General features: G+C 69.5%; 19 protein-coding genes. 1 reads left to right on the top strand and 18 read right to left on the bottom strand.

The window, feature by feature from the left end; translation table 11 throughout:
* Nucleotides 1–7 precede the first annotated feature (7 nt).
* Complete coding sequence (locus FY251_RS09120; RefSeq protein WP_148414420.1) at nt 8–748, bottom strand: proteasome assembly chaperone family protein; 741 nt, start codon at nt 746–748, stop codon at nt 8–10.
* Nucleotides 749–841: 93 nt separating this feature from the next.
* On the opposite strand from FY251_RS09120, the gene FY251_RS09125 reads away from it, so the two are divergent.
* A complete protein-coding gene (locus FY251_RS09125; protein WP_148414421.1) occupies nt 842–1,996 on the top strand; it encodes a mechanosensitive ion channel family protein in 1,155 nt (384 codons plus the stop codon).
* A gap of 82 nt (nt 1,997–2,078) precedes the next feature.
* On the opposite strand, the gene FY251_RS09130 is transcribed toward FY251_RS09125, so the two are convergent.
* The 17 genes from FY251_RS09130 to FY251_RS09210 all read right to left on the bottom strand — a co-directional run bounded on the left by FY251_RS09130 (nt 2,079) and on the right by FY251_RS09210 (nt 17,852).
* Nucleotides 2,079–2,486, bottom strand: a complete 408-nt coding sequence (locus FY251_RS09130; RefSeq protein ID WP_004974696.1) for a universal stress protein — start codon at nt 2,484–2,486, stop codon at nt 2,079–2,081.
* 90 nt (nt 2,487–2,576) lie between these two features.
* Nucleotides 2,577–3,956: a bifunctional UDP-sugar hydrolase/5'-nucleotidase gene (locus FY251_RS09135; RefSeq protein ID WP_148414422.1), complete on the bottom strand. Its 1,380-nt coding sequence runs from the start codon at nt 3,954–3,956 to the stop codon at nt 2,577–2,579.
* A gap of 106 nt (nt 3,957–4,062) precedes the next feature.
* Entirely contained in the window at nt 4,063–4,275 is a 213-nt protein-coding gene (locus tag FY251_RS09140) for a dodecin (RefSeq protein ID WP_004042852.1), read from the bottom strand.
* 100 nt (nt 4,276–4,375) lie between these two features.
* Nucleotides 4,376–5,185 carry a winged helix-turn-helix domain-containing protein gene (locus tag FY251_RS09145; protein ID WP_148414423.1) on the bottom strand — a complete coding sequence of 270 codons (810 nt, stop codon included), beginning with the start codon at nt 5,183–5,185 and terminating at the stop codon, nt 4,376–4,378.
* Nucleotides 5,186–5,285: 100 nt separating this feature from the next.
* A complete protein-coding gene (locus FY251_RS09150; RefSeq protein ID WP_148414424.1) occupies nt 5,286–5,945 on the bottom strand; it encodes a hypothetical protein in 660 nt (219 codons plus the stop codon).
* Nucleotides 5,942–6,664, bottom strand: coding sequence for a hypothetical protein (locus FY251_RS09155; RefSeq protein ID WP_148414425.1), 723 nt, complete (start codon nt 6,662–6,664; stop codon nt 5,942–5,944). Before FY251_RS09155 ends, FY251_RS09150 begins: the two co-directional genes overlap by 4 nt.
* Nucleotides 6,665–6,720: 56 nt before the next feature.
* Entirely contained in the window at nt 6,721–7,065 is a 345-nt protein-coding gene (locus FY251_RS09160) for a hypothetical protein (RefSeq protein ID WP_148414426.1), read from the bottom strand.
* Between the two features lie 87 nt (nt 7,066–7,152).
* On the bottom strand, nt 7,153–7,401 hold the full coding sequence (locus FY251_RS09165) for a DUF5816 domain-containing protein (protein ID WP_004042840.1): 249 nt from the start codon (nt 7,399–7,401) through the stop codon (nt 7,153–7,155).
* Between the two features lie 39 nt (nt 7,402–7,440).
* Nucleotides 7,441–7,806, bottom strand: coding sequence for an iron-sulfur cluster assembly accessory protein (locus FY251_RS09170; RefSeq protein WP_008095106.1), 366 nt, complete (start codon nt 7,804–7,806; stop codon nt 7,441–7,443).
* Nucleotides 7,807–7,932: 126 nt separating this feature from the next.
* Nucleotides 7,933–9,213 (bottom strand): histidinol dehydrogenase, encoded by a 1,281-nt coding sequence (gene hisD / locus FY251_RS09175; protein ID WP_187367377.1) that lies wholly within the window; start codon nt 9,211–9,213, stop codon nt 7,933–7,935.
* A 137-nt stretch (nt 9,214–9,350) separates the two neighbouring features.
* On the bottom strand, nt 9,351–10,583 hold the full coding sequence (locus FY251_RS09180; RefSeq protein ID WP_148414428.1) for an Nramp family divalent metal transporter: 1,233 nt from the start codon (nt 10,581–10,583) through the stop codon (nt 9,351–9,353).
* A 188-nt stretch (nt 10,584–10,771) separates the two neighbouring features.
* The gene (locus FY251_RS09185; RefSeq protein ID WP_148414429.1) at nt 10,772–11,359 is read right to left on the bottom strand and encodes a hypothetical protein; all 588 of its coding nucleotides are present in this window, start codon (nt 11,357–11,359) and stop codon (nt 10,772–10,774) included.
* Between the two features lie 70 nt (nt 11,360–11,429).
* On the bottom strand, nt 11,430–11,696 hold the full coding sequence (locus tag FY251_RS09190) for a hypothetical protein (RefSeq protein WP_148414430.1): 267 nt from the start codon (nt 11,694–11,696) through the stop codon (nt 11,430–11,432).
* 127 nt (nt 11,697–11,823) lie between these two features.
* Complete coding sequence (locus tag FY251_RS09195; RefSeq protein ID WP_187367378.1) at nt 11,824–12,960, bottom strand: alanine--glyoxylate aminotransferase family protein; 1,137 nt, start codon at nt 12,958–12,960, stop codon at nt 11,824–11,826.
* A gap of 172 nt (nt 12,961–13,132) precedes the next feature.
* A complete protein-coding gene (locus FY251_RS09200; protein WP_148414432.1) occupies nt 13,133–16,300 on the bottom strand; it encodes an FAD-binding and (Fe-S)-binding domain-containing protein in 3,168 nt (1,055 codons plus the stop codon).
* Nucleotides 16,301–16,433: 133 nt separating this feature from the next.
* On the bottom strand, nt 16,434–17,246 hold the full coding sequence (locus tag FY251_RS09205; protein WP_148414433.1) for a hypothetical protein: 813 nt from the start codon (nt 17,244–17,246) through the stop codon (nt 16,434–16,436).
* A gap of 30 nt (nt 17,247–17,276) precedes the next feature.
* Entirely contained in the window at nt 17,277–17,852 is a 576-nt protein-coding gene (locus tag FY251_RS09210) for a flavodoxin domain-containing protein (protein WP_148414434.1), read from the bottom strand.
* Nucleotides 17,853–17,974 lie beyond the last annotated feature (122 nt).

Consider the following 17,974-nt stretch of genomic DNA (forward strand, 5'->3'; position numbering starts at 1 on the left):
TCGCCCCTCACATGTACATCCGGTCTTCCGGGAGGTCGGCCTCGCTGTCGTGGAGTCGCTCGGCGAGTTCGGCGTAGTACTGCTGCACCTCGGCCGCGAAGGACTCCAGCGGCGAGGAGTCGACGCCGAGGTCGTACACGTCGTCGGCGGCGTCGACGAGGCGGATGGCCGCCTCCACGTCGGGGACCTGCGCGTGGACGGGCGTGACGTAGACGCCGACGCCGAGGGGCGACCCGATGCCGCGCTCGACGAGCGCCGCGTTGGTGCCGTCGAAGAATCCGCGCCCCATCGGCGGGATGTCGCTGTCGGCGAGTCGCGCCCCGCGGTAGTCGTCGGTGGCGATGTAGAACACGCGGTGTTCGTCCGGGCCGTGGGCCATCGGAATCCCCGACAGGACGGCGAGTTCCTCCACCCGATTCCGTTCGGTCCACTCCAGGATGGCGTTTCCGAACTGCGTGCCGTGGACCGCCGGGACGAACAGTTCGCCGACGAGCACGGTCACGTCGAGGTCGTCGCGGGAGAACAGCCGGGTGTGGTGTCGGGGGCGGCCGTCCTCGAACGGCGTCACCGCCGGGAGGCCCTCGACGGTGAGGTGGCCGGTCTGTTCGAGGTCGAGGTGGTCGACGATGAAATCGACGGCCGTGAGGCCGGCGAGTCCGAACGACGAAAAGCCACAGAGGAGCGCTCGACTGGGCGGCGTCTCGTGCGTTATCCGGAAGTCGGGACGGGAGGTCGTCGCGTTGGCCATACCGGTACTGCGACGGCCCGACACTTAGCCGTTCACCGCGCGCGAACCCCCGCAGTAACAACCCTTTTTTCGCCGCTCCCCGTTGCGGTTTCCATGCACGGAGTCGAGGGGGTTGCCGACGTGTCGGGTGCGTCGGGCGCGGTACCGACTGCGGGGGGCCACGTCGCGGTCGCCCCGCTCCAGTCGACGGCGCTCACGCCGCCGACGTTCGTACCGGACTACTTCCTGTTTCCGGGGTGGCGCATCGCCGTCGCCCTCGTCATCGTCGCCCTGTCGGTCGGGCTCTCGAAGTACATCGTCCGCCTGCTCGGCCGACCGGTCGCCCGGCAGTTCCGCCGTCAGAGCGTCGCCCAGACCGTCCTCCGAATCGTCCGCCTCGCCATCGTCCTCGTCGGCGTCGGCGTCGGGGCGAACGTCCTCGGCCTCGAACTCGGCGACATCGTCCTCTCGGTGACGGTGTTTTCGGCGGTGCTCGGTATCGTCCTCGCGCCCATCGTCGGGAGCATCATCAACGGGGTGTTCGTCCTCTCGGACCAGCCGTTCGAAATCGGCGACATGATCGAACTCGACGACGGCACGAAGGGGTTTATCGACGAGATCACCCTGAGCTACACGAAGATATTCACCCTCGACAACACCTTCCTCGTGATGTCGAACTCGAACATCCGCGACCGCGACGTCATCAACTACTCCGCCGAGGACGAGCGGACCCGCCTGTCGCTCGACGTGCTCGTCACCTACGAGTCGGACATCGACGCCGCCCGCGACCTCGTCGAGCGCGCCGCCCGCGACTGCGACGCGGTGGTCGAAGGCGGCCCGGACATCCGCATCGGGAGCGCCCGCTACCCGGCGAAGCCGACCGCCTACATCGACTCCTACGCCGACAACGGCGTCCTCCTGCGCCTCCGCTACTGGGCGCTGAAACCCTACAAAATCGGCCGCATCCAGTCGGAGGTCCAGACGCGGCTCTGGACGCTCGTCGAGGAGTCAGAGGCGACCGTCGAGTTCGCCTACCCGCACACCCACCTCGTCTTCGACGAGACGAGCGGGAGCCTCCACGTCACCGGCGACGAGGCCGCGAACCGGCGTCACGCCACAGCGTCGCCGGCACCGGGAGCGCCCACGCACCCGGTCTCCGGGGTGGGCGGCGAAGCCCCGGTCGATGCGGCTGACGCGACCGACGCCCCGGAGTCGTCGGGCGCGGAGCCGACGGACGCGGAGTCGACGGACACCGCCGGCGGCGACTGAGCGGGGAGCGCCCGAGACGGTCGGCACTGGGTCGGCGTCGGAAACGGAACCCCGACCGAACCCGACCCCGAGCGTCGCCGGCTCAGTCGTCCGCGCGGACGGTGATGACCGTGCAGTCGAGCTTTTCGCGGAGGAACACGTCGATGTCGGGGTCGTCGAGGAACCGCCGGAGCATCCGCCGCCAGCGGCTGGCCTGCTTCGACCCGATGACGACGATGTCCGCCTCCTCGGCGGCGACCTCTTCGAGAATCGTCTCCTCAACGAGGAAGCCCCGGCGGACCACGTAGCGCGCGCGGACGAGCGGGCCGAACTCGGCTTCGACCGCCCGCTTGAGTTCGGTCCGCGTCACGCCGCGGTTCGACTGGTAGAGGTCGACGTGGAGGACCGTCAGCTCGGCGTCGCGCTCTCTCGCGACGCGGACGGCCTCTTCGAGCGTCGCCCGGGAGTGCTTCGAGAGGGGGTATCGAACCGGGACCACGACCCGTGTCATACTCCGAAGCCACTCGCCGGGCGTGCGTGAACCTTTCCCTCTCGGACGGGTTCGCCGGCGGCCGCGTCTCGGTTTCGCCCCGTTCCGCGCTCAGCCGTCGGCGCGGGTGGCCGACCGGCGCTCGACGCGTCCTTCGACCGCGGCGTCGAACCCGACCTCGCGGGCGTACCGCGCCAGCGCGTCGTGTTGAATCTCGAACTCGCCGACGCGGTGCGCCTGCGTGATGGCCGGGAACTCCTGTGTGCTGTGCAGCAGGTAGTCGCTCGTGGCGACGGTGTAGCGCGCCTCGGGGTCGATCGGCTCGCCGCCGACGAACGCCTCGACCACCTCGTCTCGGTCGTCGTCCCAGACGATGCGCGCGCCGCTGACGTGGGCGTGCCACCAGTCCGGCTCGCCGAAGCCCATCTCGGCCCCGCGGGCGGCTCCGAACGCCGCGAGCAACTCCGTGCCGGTCACCTCGGCGACGACGAGGTGTTCCTCGAAGGGAACGAGGCTCACGAGGTCGGCGTGGGTCACGTCGGGGCCGACGGGCGGGCCGGAGCGGATGCCGCCGCTGTTCTGCAGTCCCACGTCCGCGCCGGTCGCCCAGCGGTAGGCGTCGGCGATGGCGTTGCCGACGCGGCACTCGCCGGCCGCGACGGTCTCTTCGGCGCGGTCCATCGGGCGGTCGATTCGACAGAGCACCTCGTCGAGACCCGCGGCGTCGACTCGGCCCTCCAGCGCCGCCACCAGTTCGGCGTCCGCCCGGTACTCGGCGGTCCGGTGGCGGACCGTCTCGATGCGGTCGGCGGCGACGCGGACCTCCCAGACGACGTGGCCGTTCGCGCCGGGGCGGACGATTGGGACGCCGTCGACCACGTCGTCGCGCTCGGCGTGGACGTGGCCGCCGAGGACGAGGTCCACGTCGCACCGGGCGACGAGTTCGTCGTCGCCGCTCCCGAGGTGCGAGAGCGCCACGACGAGGTCCGCACCGTCGTCTCTGAGGGCGGCGGTCGCGTCGGCGGCGGCCTCGTAGGGGTCGGCGAAGTCGAGGTCGACCGCCTCGGGGTTGATAGAGCCGGTCGCGGGGTCGGTGACGCCGAAGAAGCCGAGCGTCAGCCCGTCTATCTCGCGGGTCGTCCGCGGGACGGTTCCCTCGGCGGCGGCGAACCGGCCGCCGTCCTCGCCGCGGACGTTGCTCGTGACCCACGTCGGCCGGCTCGCGGCGACGAGTTCGCGGGTCCGACCCGCCCCGTAGTCGAAGTCGTGGTTGCCGAACGTTTCGAGGTCGGCGTCCACGGCGTCGTAGAAGTCGAGCGCCTGCCCGCCGCGCTCGACGAGAGAAAGGACGCCCGGCGCGGTGTTGTCGCCCGTGCCGACCACGAGGGTATCGTCGCCGTCGAGGGCGCTGACACAGCCCGCGAGGCGGCCGGCGCGCTCGGTGTCGTCGAAGACGTTCTCGATGTCGGAGTAGTGGAGGAGCCGAGGCATTCGCTTCTCGAATGTGGCGGTGCGGGCGGATAAGAAGCCGTCGGGACGGCCCGCGACGTCGACGCGGACCGAACCGAATCGGACCGGAACGAAGCGGTTGCCGCGGTTACTCGCCGTCTTCTCCTTCGAGTTCGAACGCGACTTCGACCTCGGCTTGGTACTCCCGCGTCTCGACGGACGCGAGTTCGACGCCGAGCTCCTTTACTTCGACCCAGTGGACGCCCGCGAGCGTCTCCTCCGCGCGGTTAATCGCGTCGTCGACGGCGGCGTCGAAACTCTCTGCACTCCGACCGACGAGGGTGATTTTCTTGAACACCATCTCGTCGGACCCTTCGTCTTACTATCACAAATAATCGTCCCCGACTCGGCGGCCGGGTGTCGGGGCGAACGGAGCAACCCCCGGCGCGTCGTCGCGGGACTCAGTCGTCGGCCCGGTACGGGCGCGCGGTCTCGGCCCGCGCCGCGACGAGCGTCCGCCCCCACGCCACGGCCGAGGGGTCGTAGCTCACGACCAGCGCCTCGGGTCCGCCCATGTGGTCGTAGACGACGAGCGTGACCGAGGCCGTCGTCGGCCGGTTCATCACTACGACGCCGAACGCCGGGTCGTCGTCGACCGCGCACACGCGGACGCCGGCGTCGACCATCGCGTCGAGACCGTCGGGGTAGCGATTCGAGAGCCAGTCGAGCGACTCCGCGGAGAGCACGAGCGTGGCGCTGTCGCCGAGCCGCGCGAGCTGTTCGCTCCCCTCGGGCCAGAGGCTGAACAGAAACGGGCCGTTGAAGCCGGTGAGCGTCGTCACCTCGCCGAGGTCGAAGTCGAGCGAGGCCCGCTGTTCCATCGCCGTGAGGTCGCCCGTACAGACGACCGCGTCGCGGAACAGCGAGGGCGGCGGGTTGACCGACTCGGGGAGGCGGTCGAGCACCGGCCCCGCGCCGAGCACGTTCGCCATCGCCCGTATCGCTTCGTCGTGTGTCTCCAGCGCGACGCGGCCCGCCGTCGTAGCGACGAACCCGCCGTCCGACCGTTCGACGAGGCCGAGGTCGACGAGTCGCTCGACGCCGCGGTCGACGGTGGACCGAGAGACTGAGAGCGTGCGGACCAGTTCGGCCTTCGCTAGCGGCTCCGACGAGAGCGCCTGAAGAATCTGACTGCGGCGACCGACCGTCTCGAACGCGGCGGCGGCGTCCTCGCCATCGTCCTCGTCTCCGTCTCCGACCCAGCTCGACATCGGTGTGAACGTCTCAGTCCGTGTACAAATGTATATCGGGACTCGGGAAGTTTCGCCCCCAGTCGGCCGATTCCGACGTACTGGTGTCCGCCCCGTCGTGTCAACGAGTCGTCCCTTCGAGCCGGCTCTGTAACGCGCCGACCACGTCGGAGAGGTGCGCGGTCCCCCAGACGGCGACGATGACGCCGCCGACGGCGTCGAACACGAGATCGAGGAGCGTGTCGTCGGGGCCGTACTGCGTCAGCACCGACCCGGTGCCGGCGAGCGAGGCCACCCCGGAGATGGCGAACTCGATGACCTCCCAGAAGACGCCGAACGCGAGGACGAAAAGCAGGATGAAGACGAACATGAACCGCGGCGGCAGGTAGATGTCCGTCGTGTGCTCGTCGACCGCGCGGACGGTCGCGTAGCCGGCGGCCGCGACGACCGACGACGACAGCGCGTGCGTCAGGTGGTCCCACCACCAGACGCCCGAGTAGAAACTCGTCTCCGACCCTGGAAAGCCGACCGTCCCGAGCGCGTGGAGGAACGCCGCCGAGGATATCCAGAGCGTCAATCCGGCGTCCATCGGGATGCGGTAGTCGCGTTCCAGTAGCGCCGGGAGGTAGGTCACGCCGAGGCCGACGAGCGCGTTGACGACGATGCCGAAGTTCCCGCGGTCGAGGCCGATGAAGACGAGACCGACGAGCACCACCTGCATCGCCCGCGAGAGCTGGCGCTGGCGTCGCGCGTCGATGCGGAGATGGGAGCGAATGTTCACGACGACTCACCGCCCTCCGACGCGGAGGACCCTCCCGCCTCCGCTGCCTCCGTCGTCTCCGACACCTCGGCTATCTCCGCGACCTCCTCCGGGAGCCGCTCGCGCGACCCGGCCCGGCGGCGGAAGTAGTACTCGAACAGCAATCCGGCGGCGAGACCGGCGACGGTGGCGGCGACGAAGTCCCACATCAGCCCCGCCTCGATAACGTCGTCGGGCCGGCCGTTCAACAGCAGGCGCGTCCCGAGGTAGATATCGGAGAGCCACTGGACGACCGCCCAGACGCCCGCGGCGGCCATCGTGGCGATGACGACGAAGAAGACGGCGAAGGAGTGGTTCATCCGGACCGGCGTGAACACGTCGAGTTCGACGGCGACGATGAGCGCGATGGCGGCCACCGCGAGATACGTCGAGACGCGGCCGGTGAACGGCACGCCGCCGATGGTCTGTCCCCGAACGAGGACGCGAGCGACGAGCGGGAACGAGGCGAGCGCGACGACCTCCCACGGAAGCATCGCTCGCGGCTCGCGGAAAGCGACGGCCGGAACGACCGTGACGGCGGCCACGACGGCCGCGAAGCCGCCCCAGACGAGGTCGCCGCCGGTGACGACGCTCCCGACGGCGACGGCGACGAGGAACGCCACGAACAGCCACGCGAGCGCCGCGTTGAGCCGTCTGCTCCGAACGAATCGCGCCAGCTCCGTCGGTGCGGCCTGCGACATGCTCGTCCGTTAGCGACGGGCTGAGAAAACGTTTGGGCGAAGACGCCCCGTTTCGATTACGTGTTCGTGCCGTGAACGACCTCGTAGTCGTTCCCACCACCGTTCGACACGCCGATGATTGCCCACTCGTATGGAAGGTCGATACCGCGAAGCCGCTCTCGAAGCGCGCTGAGGTGGTCGTCCCACGTCACGAAGCAGCGGAACCGATACGGTGTCTCGGTTCCGCCGTCTGCGAGCACCGGACGGCATTCGGTCGCTTCGCGCGAACTCAGTGCGGTCACGTGGACCGTACGCCACTTGCGTTCGGCCAGCATATCGGGTCCGTCCCCCGAGACGGAGTAGCCGAGCCGGCCGAATATCGACCGAGCCTCCTGAACAGGAGGCATCGAAGCCTGGGCCATGCAGATCAACGTACACCCGCACCCCTGATAAAGATTGTCACGCTATACCATACCAATAATCGGCGGGCGGTCGCGCGAGCCGCGCGGCTACTCGTGGGCGGCGTCCCACTCCTCGGGTTTGCGGACGTTCCCGCAGTTGTTGCACTCGATGCGGGCCATCGTGTCCATCGCGGTGTCGAACGAGTCGCAGTTGCCGCAGAGGTAGCCCCATCGGTTCTCGGCGTCCTCGGTCGAGTAGACGACGTAGAAGGGTCCCTTCGAGCCCCGTTCGGGCTCGTCGGTGGCGACGAAGACGGTCTTACCGCTCGATACGGTCTGGGTCTGCAGTTCGGCCATGCCACCGCTTCGCGCGGGGGCGGCTTAAGAAATTGGTCCCTACGTCCGGAACGACTCGCCGCACCCGCAACTGCTCTCGGCGTTCGGGTTGTCGACGTGGAAGCCCGCGCCCTGCAGGCCGCCTTCGAAGTCGAGGGTGGAACCGCCGATGTAGTTCATGCTCGCGGGGTCGACGAACACGCGGAGACCGTGCTGTTCGACGACCGTGTCGTCGTCTTCGGGTTCGTTGTCGAAGCGCATCCCGTAGGACAGCCCGGCGCAACCGCCCTGCTGGACGAACAGCCGGAGACCGGCCACGTCGGTGTCCATCGACTCGCCTTCGAGGAGGGAGACGGCCTCGTCCGCGGCCGCGGGCGTGACCGTGACCGCCACATCGCCGCCGCCACTCGCGGATTCCGTGCTCATACGCCCCATTATACTGTGGGAACGGTTAACTGTGGCGCAGGCGGAACTCCGCGCGCCGACCCGGTAGGGTGCGGCTACCGGTCGAAAACGGGAGAGAACGGCTCGAACCGGTCGTTCCGCCCTATTCTATTCCTCGAACCGCTCGCGGACGCTCTGGGCGTGCGCGTCGAGGCCTTCCGCCTCGGCGAGCGTCGTCACCGTCTCCGAGAGCTCCGACAGCCCGTCGCGGTCGAGGCGCTGGACCGTCGTCGAGCGGACGAAGTGGTCCACGGAGAGGCCGCCCTGCCGCTTCGCGCCGCCGCCGGTCGGGAGGACGTGGTTCGTCCCGGAGGCGTAGTCGCCGGCCGCGACGGGCGTGTACGGGCCGAGGAAGACGCTCCCCGCGGAGTCGATGCGGTCCAACAGCGCCTCGTCGTCGTCGGCCTGAATCGTCAGGTGCTCGGCGGCGTACTCCTCGGCGAACAGCACCGCCTCGGACATCGACCGCGCGAGGAGGACGCCCGACGCGTCGCCTTCGAGCGCCGCCTCGATGGTCTCCGCGCGCTCGCGCTCGCCCGCCTGCCGCTCGACCTCCGCGACGACGTCCGCGGCGAGGTCGGCGTCGTCGGTGACGGCGACGACAGACGCGTTCGGGTCGTGTTCGGCCTGCGCGACGAGGTCGGCGGCGACGAACCGCGCCTCGGCGGTCTCGTCGGCGACGACGAGCACCTCGGAGGGGCCGGCGAGGAAGTCGATGTCCACGTCGCCGCGGACCTCGGCCTTCGCCGCCGTGACCCACTTGTTGCCCGGGCCGACGACCTTCTGGACGGCCTTCACCGTCTCCGTGCCGTAGGCGAGCGCGGCGATGCCCTGCGCCCCGCCGACCGAGTACACCGCGTCCGCGCCAGCGACGTGCATCGCGGCGAGCGTGACGGGGTTCATCGGCTCCGCCGGCGGCGTGGCGACCGCGACGTGTTCGACGCCCGCGACCTTCGCGGGGATGACCCCCATGAGGACGCTCGACGGGTAGGCGGCGGTACCACCGGGGGCGTAGACGCCCACCCGGTCGAGCGGCCGGTAGCGACGCCCGAGTTCGCGGGTGCCCGCGTCGCCGAACTCCCCGCGCCAGTCCTCGGGGACCTGCTTTTCGTGGAACTCGCGGACGTTCGCCGCGGCGGCCTCGATGGCCTCGCGCACGTCGTCGTCGATCTCGTCGTAGGCGCGCTCGGCGGCGTCGGTCACGTCGATGTTGCCGACCTGGACGCCGTCGAACTCATTTGAGAACTCACGGACCGCCGCGTCGCCCTCGCGGCGGACGCGCTCGACGATGTCGCGCACGTCGGAGCGGACCTCCCCGACCCCGGCGTCCCGCTCGAAGAATGCGCGGCGGGCGTCGGTGCCGAGGTCGGCCAGTTCGCGAACCTCGATGTTCATACCCCGGCTTTGCGGCCGGCGCGAAAAGTCGTTGCGGAAGCGGTGGGGCGGTGACGGCGGCCGTCCGACCGCCGCGGGCGGTCGTCGACTCGGCCCCGGCGGCGACTCGGCGGGCGACCGCCGTCGTCCCGTCACCCGAGGAGCGTCGAGTACAGGAGCCAGCCGTTCAGCGCCACGATGACGGCGATAACGACGCCGAGGACGCCGGTCGTGGTCGCCCGGTTTCGGAAGTTCCCCATCAGCGACGCCTCGTGGGTGAACCAGAGGAGCGGAATCAGGACGAACGGCAGTTCGAAGCTCAGCGCGACCTGCGAGGCGACGAGCACCGACGTCGGGTCGAACCCCGCGGCGACGATGAGGAGACTCGGCACGAGCGTGACCGACCGCCGGAGCCAGACGTTGACGTTGAGGTCCAGAAAGCCGTCCATGACGGTCTGACCGGCCATCGTCGCCACGAGCGACGACGAGAGCCCGGCGGCGATGAGCGCGACGCCGAACGCGAGGCTCGCGTTCGCGCCGAAGACGCCGCTGAGGGTGACGTACGCCTCTTCGAGCGTCTCGATGCCCGTCCCCTGAAGCGCGGCGGCGGCGACGATGAGCATCGCGGCGTTCACGAACATCGCGCCGAAGAGCGCGACGACGGTGTCGAGGCGTTCCAGCCGGAAGTGGCGGCGGTGGACGGATTCGGTGTCGCCGTCGGACTCGATGAGGCGGTCGCGGCGGTCCTGGACGATGTACGGGTGGAGGTAGACGCTGTGGGGCATCACGGTCGCGCCGAGGATGCCGATGGCGACGTACAGCGCCGAGGCGTTCGGCACGGTCGGGACGAGCCCGGACGCGACGGTCGAAGCGGTCGGCCTCGCCAGCGCCATCTCGAAGACGAACGAGAGCGCGATGACGCCGACGAGCGACATGACGGTGAGTTCGACCCAGCGGAACCCCCGTTTGTGGGCGGTCCGAACGCCGAGGAGGGCGAACGAACTCACCGCCGCGAGGACGGCCCCCGCCCACAGCGGGAGCGAGAAGACGAGGCTGAAGCCGATTGCGGCCCCGATGATTTCGGCCATGTCGGTGGCGACCATCGCCAGCTCCGCGGCGGCCCACAGAACCACGACGACGGGGCCCGAGAACCGCTCGCGACAGAGCTGTGCCACGCCCTTTCCGGTGGCGATGCCGAGTTTGGCGGCGAGCACCTGAATCCCCATCGCCATGACGCTGGCGAGGACGATGACCCACAGCAGGGCGGGGCCGAACTTCGCGCCGCCCGAGATGTTGGTCGCCCAGTTGCCGGGGTCCATGTACGCGACGCTGATGATAAAACCGGGGCCGAGATACGAGAGGAGTTCGCGGAGCGAGGGACGCATCCCCTACCGCCACCCCGATTGTTCATTGGGACGAAGGTATGAATTTGCCATGTCTAATAATAGTTTAGCTCGACAACTAAAGTTACTGTCGCTCGTCTCAGACGCGAACCAGCGGGGGAGTAAAACGAGTCGGGCGCGGACGCGGGGTCGCCGCCGGGGCGGGCGTCACGCCGCGTCGCTGCGCCGGGTTATGTCACGTCGCGCTGTTCGGTGTACGTCAGCGTCCGGTCGTCGGTCTCGATTGTCGTCTGGACCGTAATCCAGCCGTCGGCCTGCCGGACCGCGAACGCCTCCGAGTACGAGAGTTTGACGCGCTTCGTCGTCGTGTACGACTCGCCCTCCGCGAGGTCGCCGACCGCTTGGGACCCGCGCCAGACCTCGTCGTCCGGGTCGGTGCTGTTGCCGACGAAGATGCGACTGTAGACGGTGACGCCGGAACTATCGGCGTCCTGTTGGTTCGTTATCGTGCTGGTCACGTCGCGACACGTCTGGCCGCAGTTCTCGATGTTGTCGACGACGACACCGAACGGCGGCACCGATTCGCTCTCGGCCGCGTCGCCGCCGCTGTTGCTGTCGCTGCTGTCGCTGTCGCTGCTGTCGCTCCCGCCGCTGTCACCGCCGTCGTCGTCGGGCGGTGCGGTCGTCTTCGTGGGGAACGGTTCGTCTGACTCGGCGTCGTCGTCGGAGAACGGTCCGACTCCGGTCACGAACGCGGCCGAGACGCCGGCCGTGAGGAGGACCAGAACTGTCGCGGCGACGAGGAGTGTTCGTCTCATATGAGTTGGTAATTCGGGTTGAACGGGTGGCGTTCAGCGCAGTTGTCGGCTACCTTCCGGTTGCACTTAGTTACGCACCCGAAAAGTCGTCGGCGCGGTCGCTTAGCGAGTCCCCAAGCGAGCCGTCGAGCGCCCCGCTCAGGAAGTCGCTAACGATGCGGTGGACGTCCGAGACGAACTCCGGAACCGGGCCCGGGAGCTCGCCCGGCGGCCCCTGCTGGCCGGCCTCGGACGCGGGGGACGATTCGCGCGCGTTCTCGGACGGTGCGGCGGCGGCGACGCCAGCGGTCGCGACGAGGACCGCGAGCGCGACGCCGACGAGAGTGAGTCGGGTCATGGTGAATCGCTCCGGTCGCCACTCGCGGGGCGACGCTCATGAAAAGCGGACACCGTGGCGGGCGTTTTGCGTCGGTTTCGCCGAGTTTCGACGCGGTTCACACCGAATTGTCGCCGGTTCGGAGCCGTTACTGGTTCAACGCTTCGCGCATGGCGGCGAACCCGGCTTCGGGGTCCACGTCCGCGCCCTGCGCCTCCAGCGCCTCGCCGAGGGCGGTCAGGAGGAACGAGACGTTCTCCGGCCGCGCCGAGTGGCCCATACAGCCGACGCGGAAGATGTCGCCCGCGAGCGCGCCGAGGCCGCCGGCGATTTCGAGGTCGTAGTGTTCGAGGACGTAGTCGATTGCCGCGCCCGCGTCGACGCCGTCGGGGACGAGCACCGCGTTGAGGCTGGGGAGCCAGTAGTCGTCTTCGGGGTTGAGCCCGAGGCCCATCGCCTCGACGCCGGCTTTCAGCGCGCCCGCGACCCGGCGGTGGCGCGCCCACCGCGCTTCGATGCCCTCCTCGGCGACCAGCCGGAGCGCCTCGCGGATGGCGTAGACGTTGGTGATGGGGGCGGTGTGGTGATACGAGCGGTCGTCGCCCCAGTAGCCCTCCAACAGCGACAGGTCGAGGTACCACGAGCGGGTCGGCTCCTCGCGCGAGAGCACCTTGTCCATCGCGCGGTCGTTGAGCGTCAGCGGGCTCGCGCCCGGCGGGCACGACAGGCACTTCTGCGGGCCGGAGTAGGCCGCGTCGATGCCCCAGTCGTCGACTTCGAATTCGACCCCGCCGAGCGAGGTGACGGTGTCGGCGACGACGAGCGCGTCGTGGTCGTGGGCGATGCTCGTCAGCTCGGGGACGTCCGGCTGTTTCACGCCCGTCGAGGTCTCGGCGTGGACGAACCCGAACACGTCCGGCTGGTGCTCGTCGAAGGCGTCCTGCACGTCCGCGGGGTCGAGCGGCTCGCCCCACGGCGCGTCCACGTGGACGACCTCGCCGCCGGCGCGCTCGGCCATCGACTCCATGCGGCCGCCGAAGTAGCCGTTCGTCGGGACGAGCATCGTGTCACCCGGTTCGACGAGGTTGCCGATGGCCGCCTCCATCGACGCCGATCCGGTCCCCGAGACCGGAATCGTCCACTTGTTGTCGGTGCGGAACGTGTAACGCATGAGCTCCTGCACCTCGTTCATGATGTCGATAAACGACGGGTCGAGGTGACCGACGAGCGGCGTTGACATCGCGCGGAGCACGCGCGGGTGGACGTCGCTCGGGCCGGGGCCCATCAGCGTGCGATTCGGCGGGGTGAGTTCGCCGACATCGGGTGCATCGGACATGGTCTGACTGCAAGTGCCACGCAAACCGGCAAAAGGGATGTGATTGCGGAACGCTGTGAACTGGGCCGGAACCCGACCCGTGGGGGACCGATTCCTCGGTCGAGTGCTCCGAGTAGCCCGCTCAGCCCGACAGCGCCTGCGCGACCTTCTCTATCGGGTGCGGCGGTCGCCGCGCCGCCTCGTCCCTGTCTTCGAGTTGCGTCCGACACGACGCGCCGGGGGCGACCACCTCGTCGCCGGGGCTGTCGTCGACCTGTTCGAACAGGATGTCTCCCATAGCCTTCGAGAGGTCGTAGTGCTCGGCCTCGTAGCCGAAGCTCCCGGCCATGCCGCAACAGCTCGAATCGAGCGGGTCGACCTCGTAGCCGACCCGCCGGAGGACGCCCACCGCGTGGTGGTCCTTGTTCAGCGCCTTCTGGTTGCAGTGGCCGTGGTAGGTGAGCGAGCCGAATGAGCCGAGCGCGCCGCCGTCGGCGACCGCGGAGGCGACGGGTCCGGCCGCGTCGTCGCCGTCGGCCGACCCCCCGCGAACCGGGAGGTTCTCGTCCAGTCGGTGGGTGTCGAGGAACTCCATGACGCCGTAGGCGGCCGCGGCGACCGGGGCGACCGCGTCGTCCGGGAGGAGGTCGGCGTACTCGTCTTGGAACATCACCGCGTCCGAGGGCTCGACGAAGACGACGGACCAGCCGGTTTCGACCGACGGGCGGAGCGTCTCGACGTTGTGGCCCGCGCGCTTCCGCGCGAGGTCGAGGAAGCCGCCGGAGTAGGCGGCGCGGCCGCTCGGCTCGACGCCCTCCGCGAGTCGGACGTGGACGCCGGCGGCCTCCAGCACCCGCACCGCCGCCTTCCCGATTTCGGGCGTGACGTAGTTCGTGTAGGTGTCGGGAAACAGGAGGACGCGGTGGTCCGCCTCGCTCGCCGGCACGCGGGGCCGTCGCCCGTCCATCCACGATTCGAGCGTGTCGCGGGTGAACGAGGGGAGCGACCGGTCGGGGGCGACGCCCGCGAGTCGCTCCATCGCGGCCCGCGCGCCCGGGAGCTCGGCCGCCCAGTTCGAGACGGGCGCGAGGGCGCTCCCGACGCCGGCCAGCCGGTCGATGTTGGCGAACAGGCGCTCGCGGAGCGACGCGCCTTCCTCGGCGTGGTGGGCGTGTTTCACCTCGGCTTTGAGCTTCGCCAAATCGACGCCGGTCGGACAGTCGTTCTGACAGCCCTTACAGCCGACACAGAGCCCGAGGACCTCCTCTTGGAAGCGGTCGGAGTGAATCTCGTCCTCGGAGAGGTCGCCGCTGATGGCCGCGCGCAGCATGTTGGCCCGCCCGCGGGTCGTCTCGGCCTCGTCCTTCGAGGCGCGGTAGGTCGGACACATCGTCTCCGAGCCGGTCTGCCGGCAGGTGCCGCAGCCGTTACAGAGTTCGACGAGGTGCGAGAAGCCGCCCTCGTCGGCGAAATCGAGGGTCGTCGCGGGTTCGAGAGACTGGTAGGCCGCGCCGTACCGGAGGTTCTCGCGCATGTCGGCGCCGACGCCGCGGTCGCCGTCCGGGCCGCGGTCGTCGGCGTCGTCGCGGTAGACGACGTTGCCGGGGTTCATGCGCCAGTCGGGGTCGAACGCCGTCTTCAGCTCCTTGAACGCGCCCCAGAGTTCGGGGCCGTACATCTTCGGGTTCCACTCGGTTCGGGCCATGCCGTCGCCGTGCTCGCCCGAGAAGGCCCCGCGGTGGTCCAACACGAGGTCGGTCACGTCCTCGGTGATGGCGCGCATCGTCTCGATGCCCGCGCCGTCTTTCAGATTCAGAATCGGGCGGATGTGGAGCGTCCCCGCGCCGGCGTGGGCGAAGTACGCGGCCGACGTGCCGTGGGCTTCCAGCACGTCCTCGAACGACTGGACGTACTCCGCCAACTCCTCGGGGGGGACGCTCGCGTCCTCGATGAACGGGTAGGGCTTCGGGTCGCCCGGCAGCGACATGAGAAGCGGTATCGCCGCCTTGCGGAGCTTCCAGAGGTCCGCCTGCGCCGCGGGCGTGTACGCCTCGATGGCCTCGAACGCGCCGCCGCCGTCGCTGGCGTCACCCGCCGCCGACTCGGCGTCGCCGTCTCGCAGGAAGTGGTCGTTCGCCTCGCGAATCACCGCCTCGAAGTCGTCGTGCAGTTCGGAGTCGAACTCCAGCATCAGCGTCGCCGCCGTCCCGTCGGGAATCTCCTCGACGTACTGGGCGTACTCGCTGGACTCGGCGGCCATCCGCAACACCTCGTCGTCCATGAGTTCGACCGCGCTGGCGTCGAAGTCCAGCGCGTCGGGGACCGCCGCCATCGCCTCCACGAGGTCGTCGTAGGCGTAGAGGACGAGCGCCGTCTCCTCGGGGACCGTCACGAGCGACACGGTGGCCTCGACGACGACGCCGAGGGTGCCCTCCGCGCCGACGAACAGCTTCGAGAGGTTGACCATCGTCTCGCCGTCGGCGGTCTCGGAGACGACCTTGTGGAGGTTGTAGCCCGACACCGACCGCTTGAGGCTCGGATACCGCCGCTCGATTTCCTCCTCGTGGTCCTCGACGAGGCCGAGGACGGTCCGGTAGAGGGCGGCCTCGCCGTCGTCCTTCCCGACGATGCGGTCCCACTCGTCGCTCCCGACGACCACGTCGCGGGTGTGGACGACCGACCCGTCCGCGAGCACGACCCGCAGCTCCTCGGTGTAGGCGTCGGTGATGCCGTAGCGGACCGAGTGCGCGCCCGTGGAGTTGTTGCCGATGCCGCCGCCGACGGTCGCGCGGTTCGACGAGGCGGGGTCCGGCGCGAACTTCAGGCCGTGGTCGGCGAGGCGGTCGTCGAGGTCGTCCTGCACCACGCCGGGTTGGACCCGCGCCCGCCGCGCGTCGGGGTCCACGCAGACGATTTCGTCCATGTACTTCGAGCAGTCGATGACGATGCAGCCGGGGCCGACGGTCTGTCCCGCCAGCGACGACCCCGCCCCGCGCGGGAGCACGGGCACGTCGTGTTCGGCCGCCGTCCGCACCGCGGCGCGCACGTCGTCTTCGTCGCGGGGGACGACCACCCCCGCCGGGCGCGCCCGGTAAATCGACCCGTCGGTGGCGTACAGCACCTGCGCGTACTCGTCGAACCGCACCTCGCCGGAGACGACCGCCCGGAGGTCGGCGGCGAGGTCGGCGTGTTCGGCCACGTCGACCACGTCGTAGTCGCGCGACTCCTGGAACCGCCGGAAGTCGCCCCGTTTCTCGCCGTTCGTTTCCGCCGTGGTTCGTGTCACCCGCGGAGGGCCGTCGCCAGACATCATCACGTATAATCGTGCAAGATAGCAAAAACCTGTGTGTGGCTCGCCACGTTTGCCCGAAGCGGTAGCCACTCGCGGGCGGCCCGAACCGTTGCCCGCGGTCGAACGGGGGCAGACCCGGCTGAGAACCCGGCTACTGCGGCGGGTTCCGGGGGTAGTTCCCGACGCCGGTCCGCAGTTCGCCGTCGGCGGTAACCCAGCCCTGTCGGTCGGCCGGGAGGTCGTAGGCGGCGACGTGGTCGACGTACTCGTTGTAGTTCCAACCGCCGACCCACCACGAGTTCGCGCCGCGGAGTTCGACGCTCACCGAGACGTTCGTCGTCGCGGGGCCGTCGTACTGGACGAACAGCATCGACTCGTAGTCGTAACACCGGGTGTCGTCGCCCTCGCTCGGCCAGTCACAGGGGACGAGCCGGGCGTTTTCGCGGGGTTCGAACAGGGGTTCGGTCCCCTCGGGCGCGAGCGTGTCGATAGAGCGGTTCACACTCACGTCGGCGAACAGGTCCATCGCGTCGTGTTCGACGCGGAGCGTGTCGGAGTCGTTCCGACTGTACTCGCTCGCCGGAATCGGCTCCCAGCGGACCAGTCGGTCGTTCTCGACGACCGCCCTGTAGTAGGTCGGGTCGGCGGGAATCTCGTCGGCGCGGAGGCGGAGCATCGGCCCGTACTCCGTCTCGACCACGTCGTACCCCCAGCCCGCCGGAAGCAGGTACTCGCGGGACTCGACGGCGTCGCCGACGGCCGAGGAGCCGTCGCTGACGGGCAGCGGCACGAGGACCGTCACGTTCGAAATCGGCTCGTCGGCCGACACGCGAACGCTGTAGTCGTACTGGCTCCCGTAGGAGTCGAGAAACGAGAGCCGACCGAACGCCCAGAGCCCGCCGGCCGCGGCCGCGACCACGACGAGCGCGGCGACGACGACGATGCCGAGTGTGCGAAGCTTCATGGAGTCCTCCGAGCGGGTCGGTCCGCCCGCTCAGACCGCCGCCCCTCCCGCGGCGGTGCCCGCGGTCGAGTCCACGTACTCGGCGAAGTCGGCGGCGAACGACTCCACTTCGTCCCAGTCGGTGTACTCGTAGTCCCGCGAGGCGTCCGTGTCGCCGGTCGCGCCCTTGGCGATGCGCTTCATCACCATCCGGGTGAGAAAGCCGTACTCGGAGTACCGAAGCGCGCCCCCGAACGCGGCCATTCGCTCGGGGTTCCAGCCGCTTTCCTCGACGAACTCGTCGATGTACGTCGCGACCTCGGCGCGGGCGTCTTCGCCGTCGAGCGCCGATGACAGCGACACCTGAAAGAAGCCGTTGGGCCGCGCCTCGATGGCCTCGCGGTGCTCGCGGACGAACGCGTACACCGGCTTCGAGTGCGCGCCCATGTGAATCGACGACCCGACGAGCACCGCGTCGGCGTCGGCGAGCGCCTCGCCGGCGGCGTCGTCGGCGACCGACTCGGTCCGCACGTCGTGCCCCCGGGCCGCCAGCGCCGCCGCGATTCGGTCGGCTATCTTCTCGGTCTGTCCCTCTCTGCTCCCGTATGCGACGAGTATCGTCCCCATCCCACTCACCGCGTATCTGTTGGTTCGCCCACAGCATAACCGAACGCGACGCCTCTCAGCGTCCGAGAACTCGGCCCGAACGACCCGCGAGCGGGAACTATTTTGTCCACCGTGCCATCACC

The sequence above is a fragment of the Haloferax sp. KTX1 genome (genome assembly GCF_902410085.1).
GTDB classification, from domain to species: domain Archaea; phylum Halobacteriota; class Halobacteria; order Halobacteriales; family Haloferacaceae; genus Haloferax; species Haloferax massiliensis.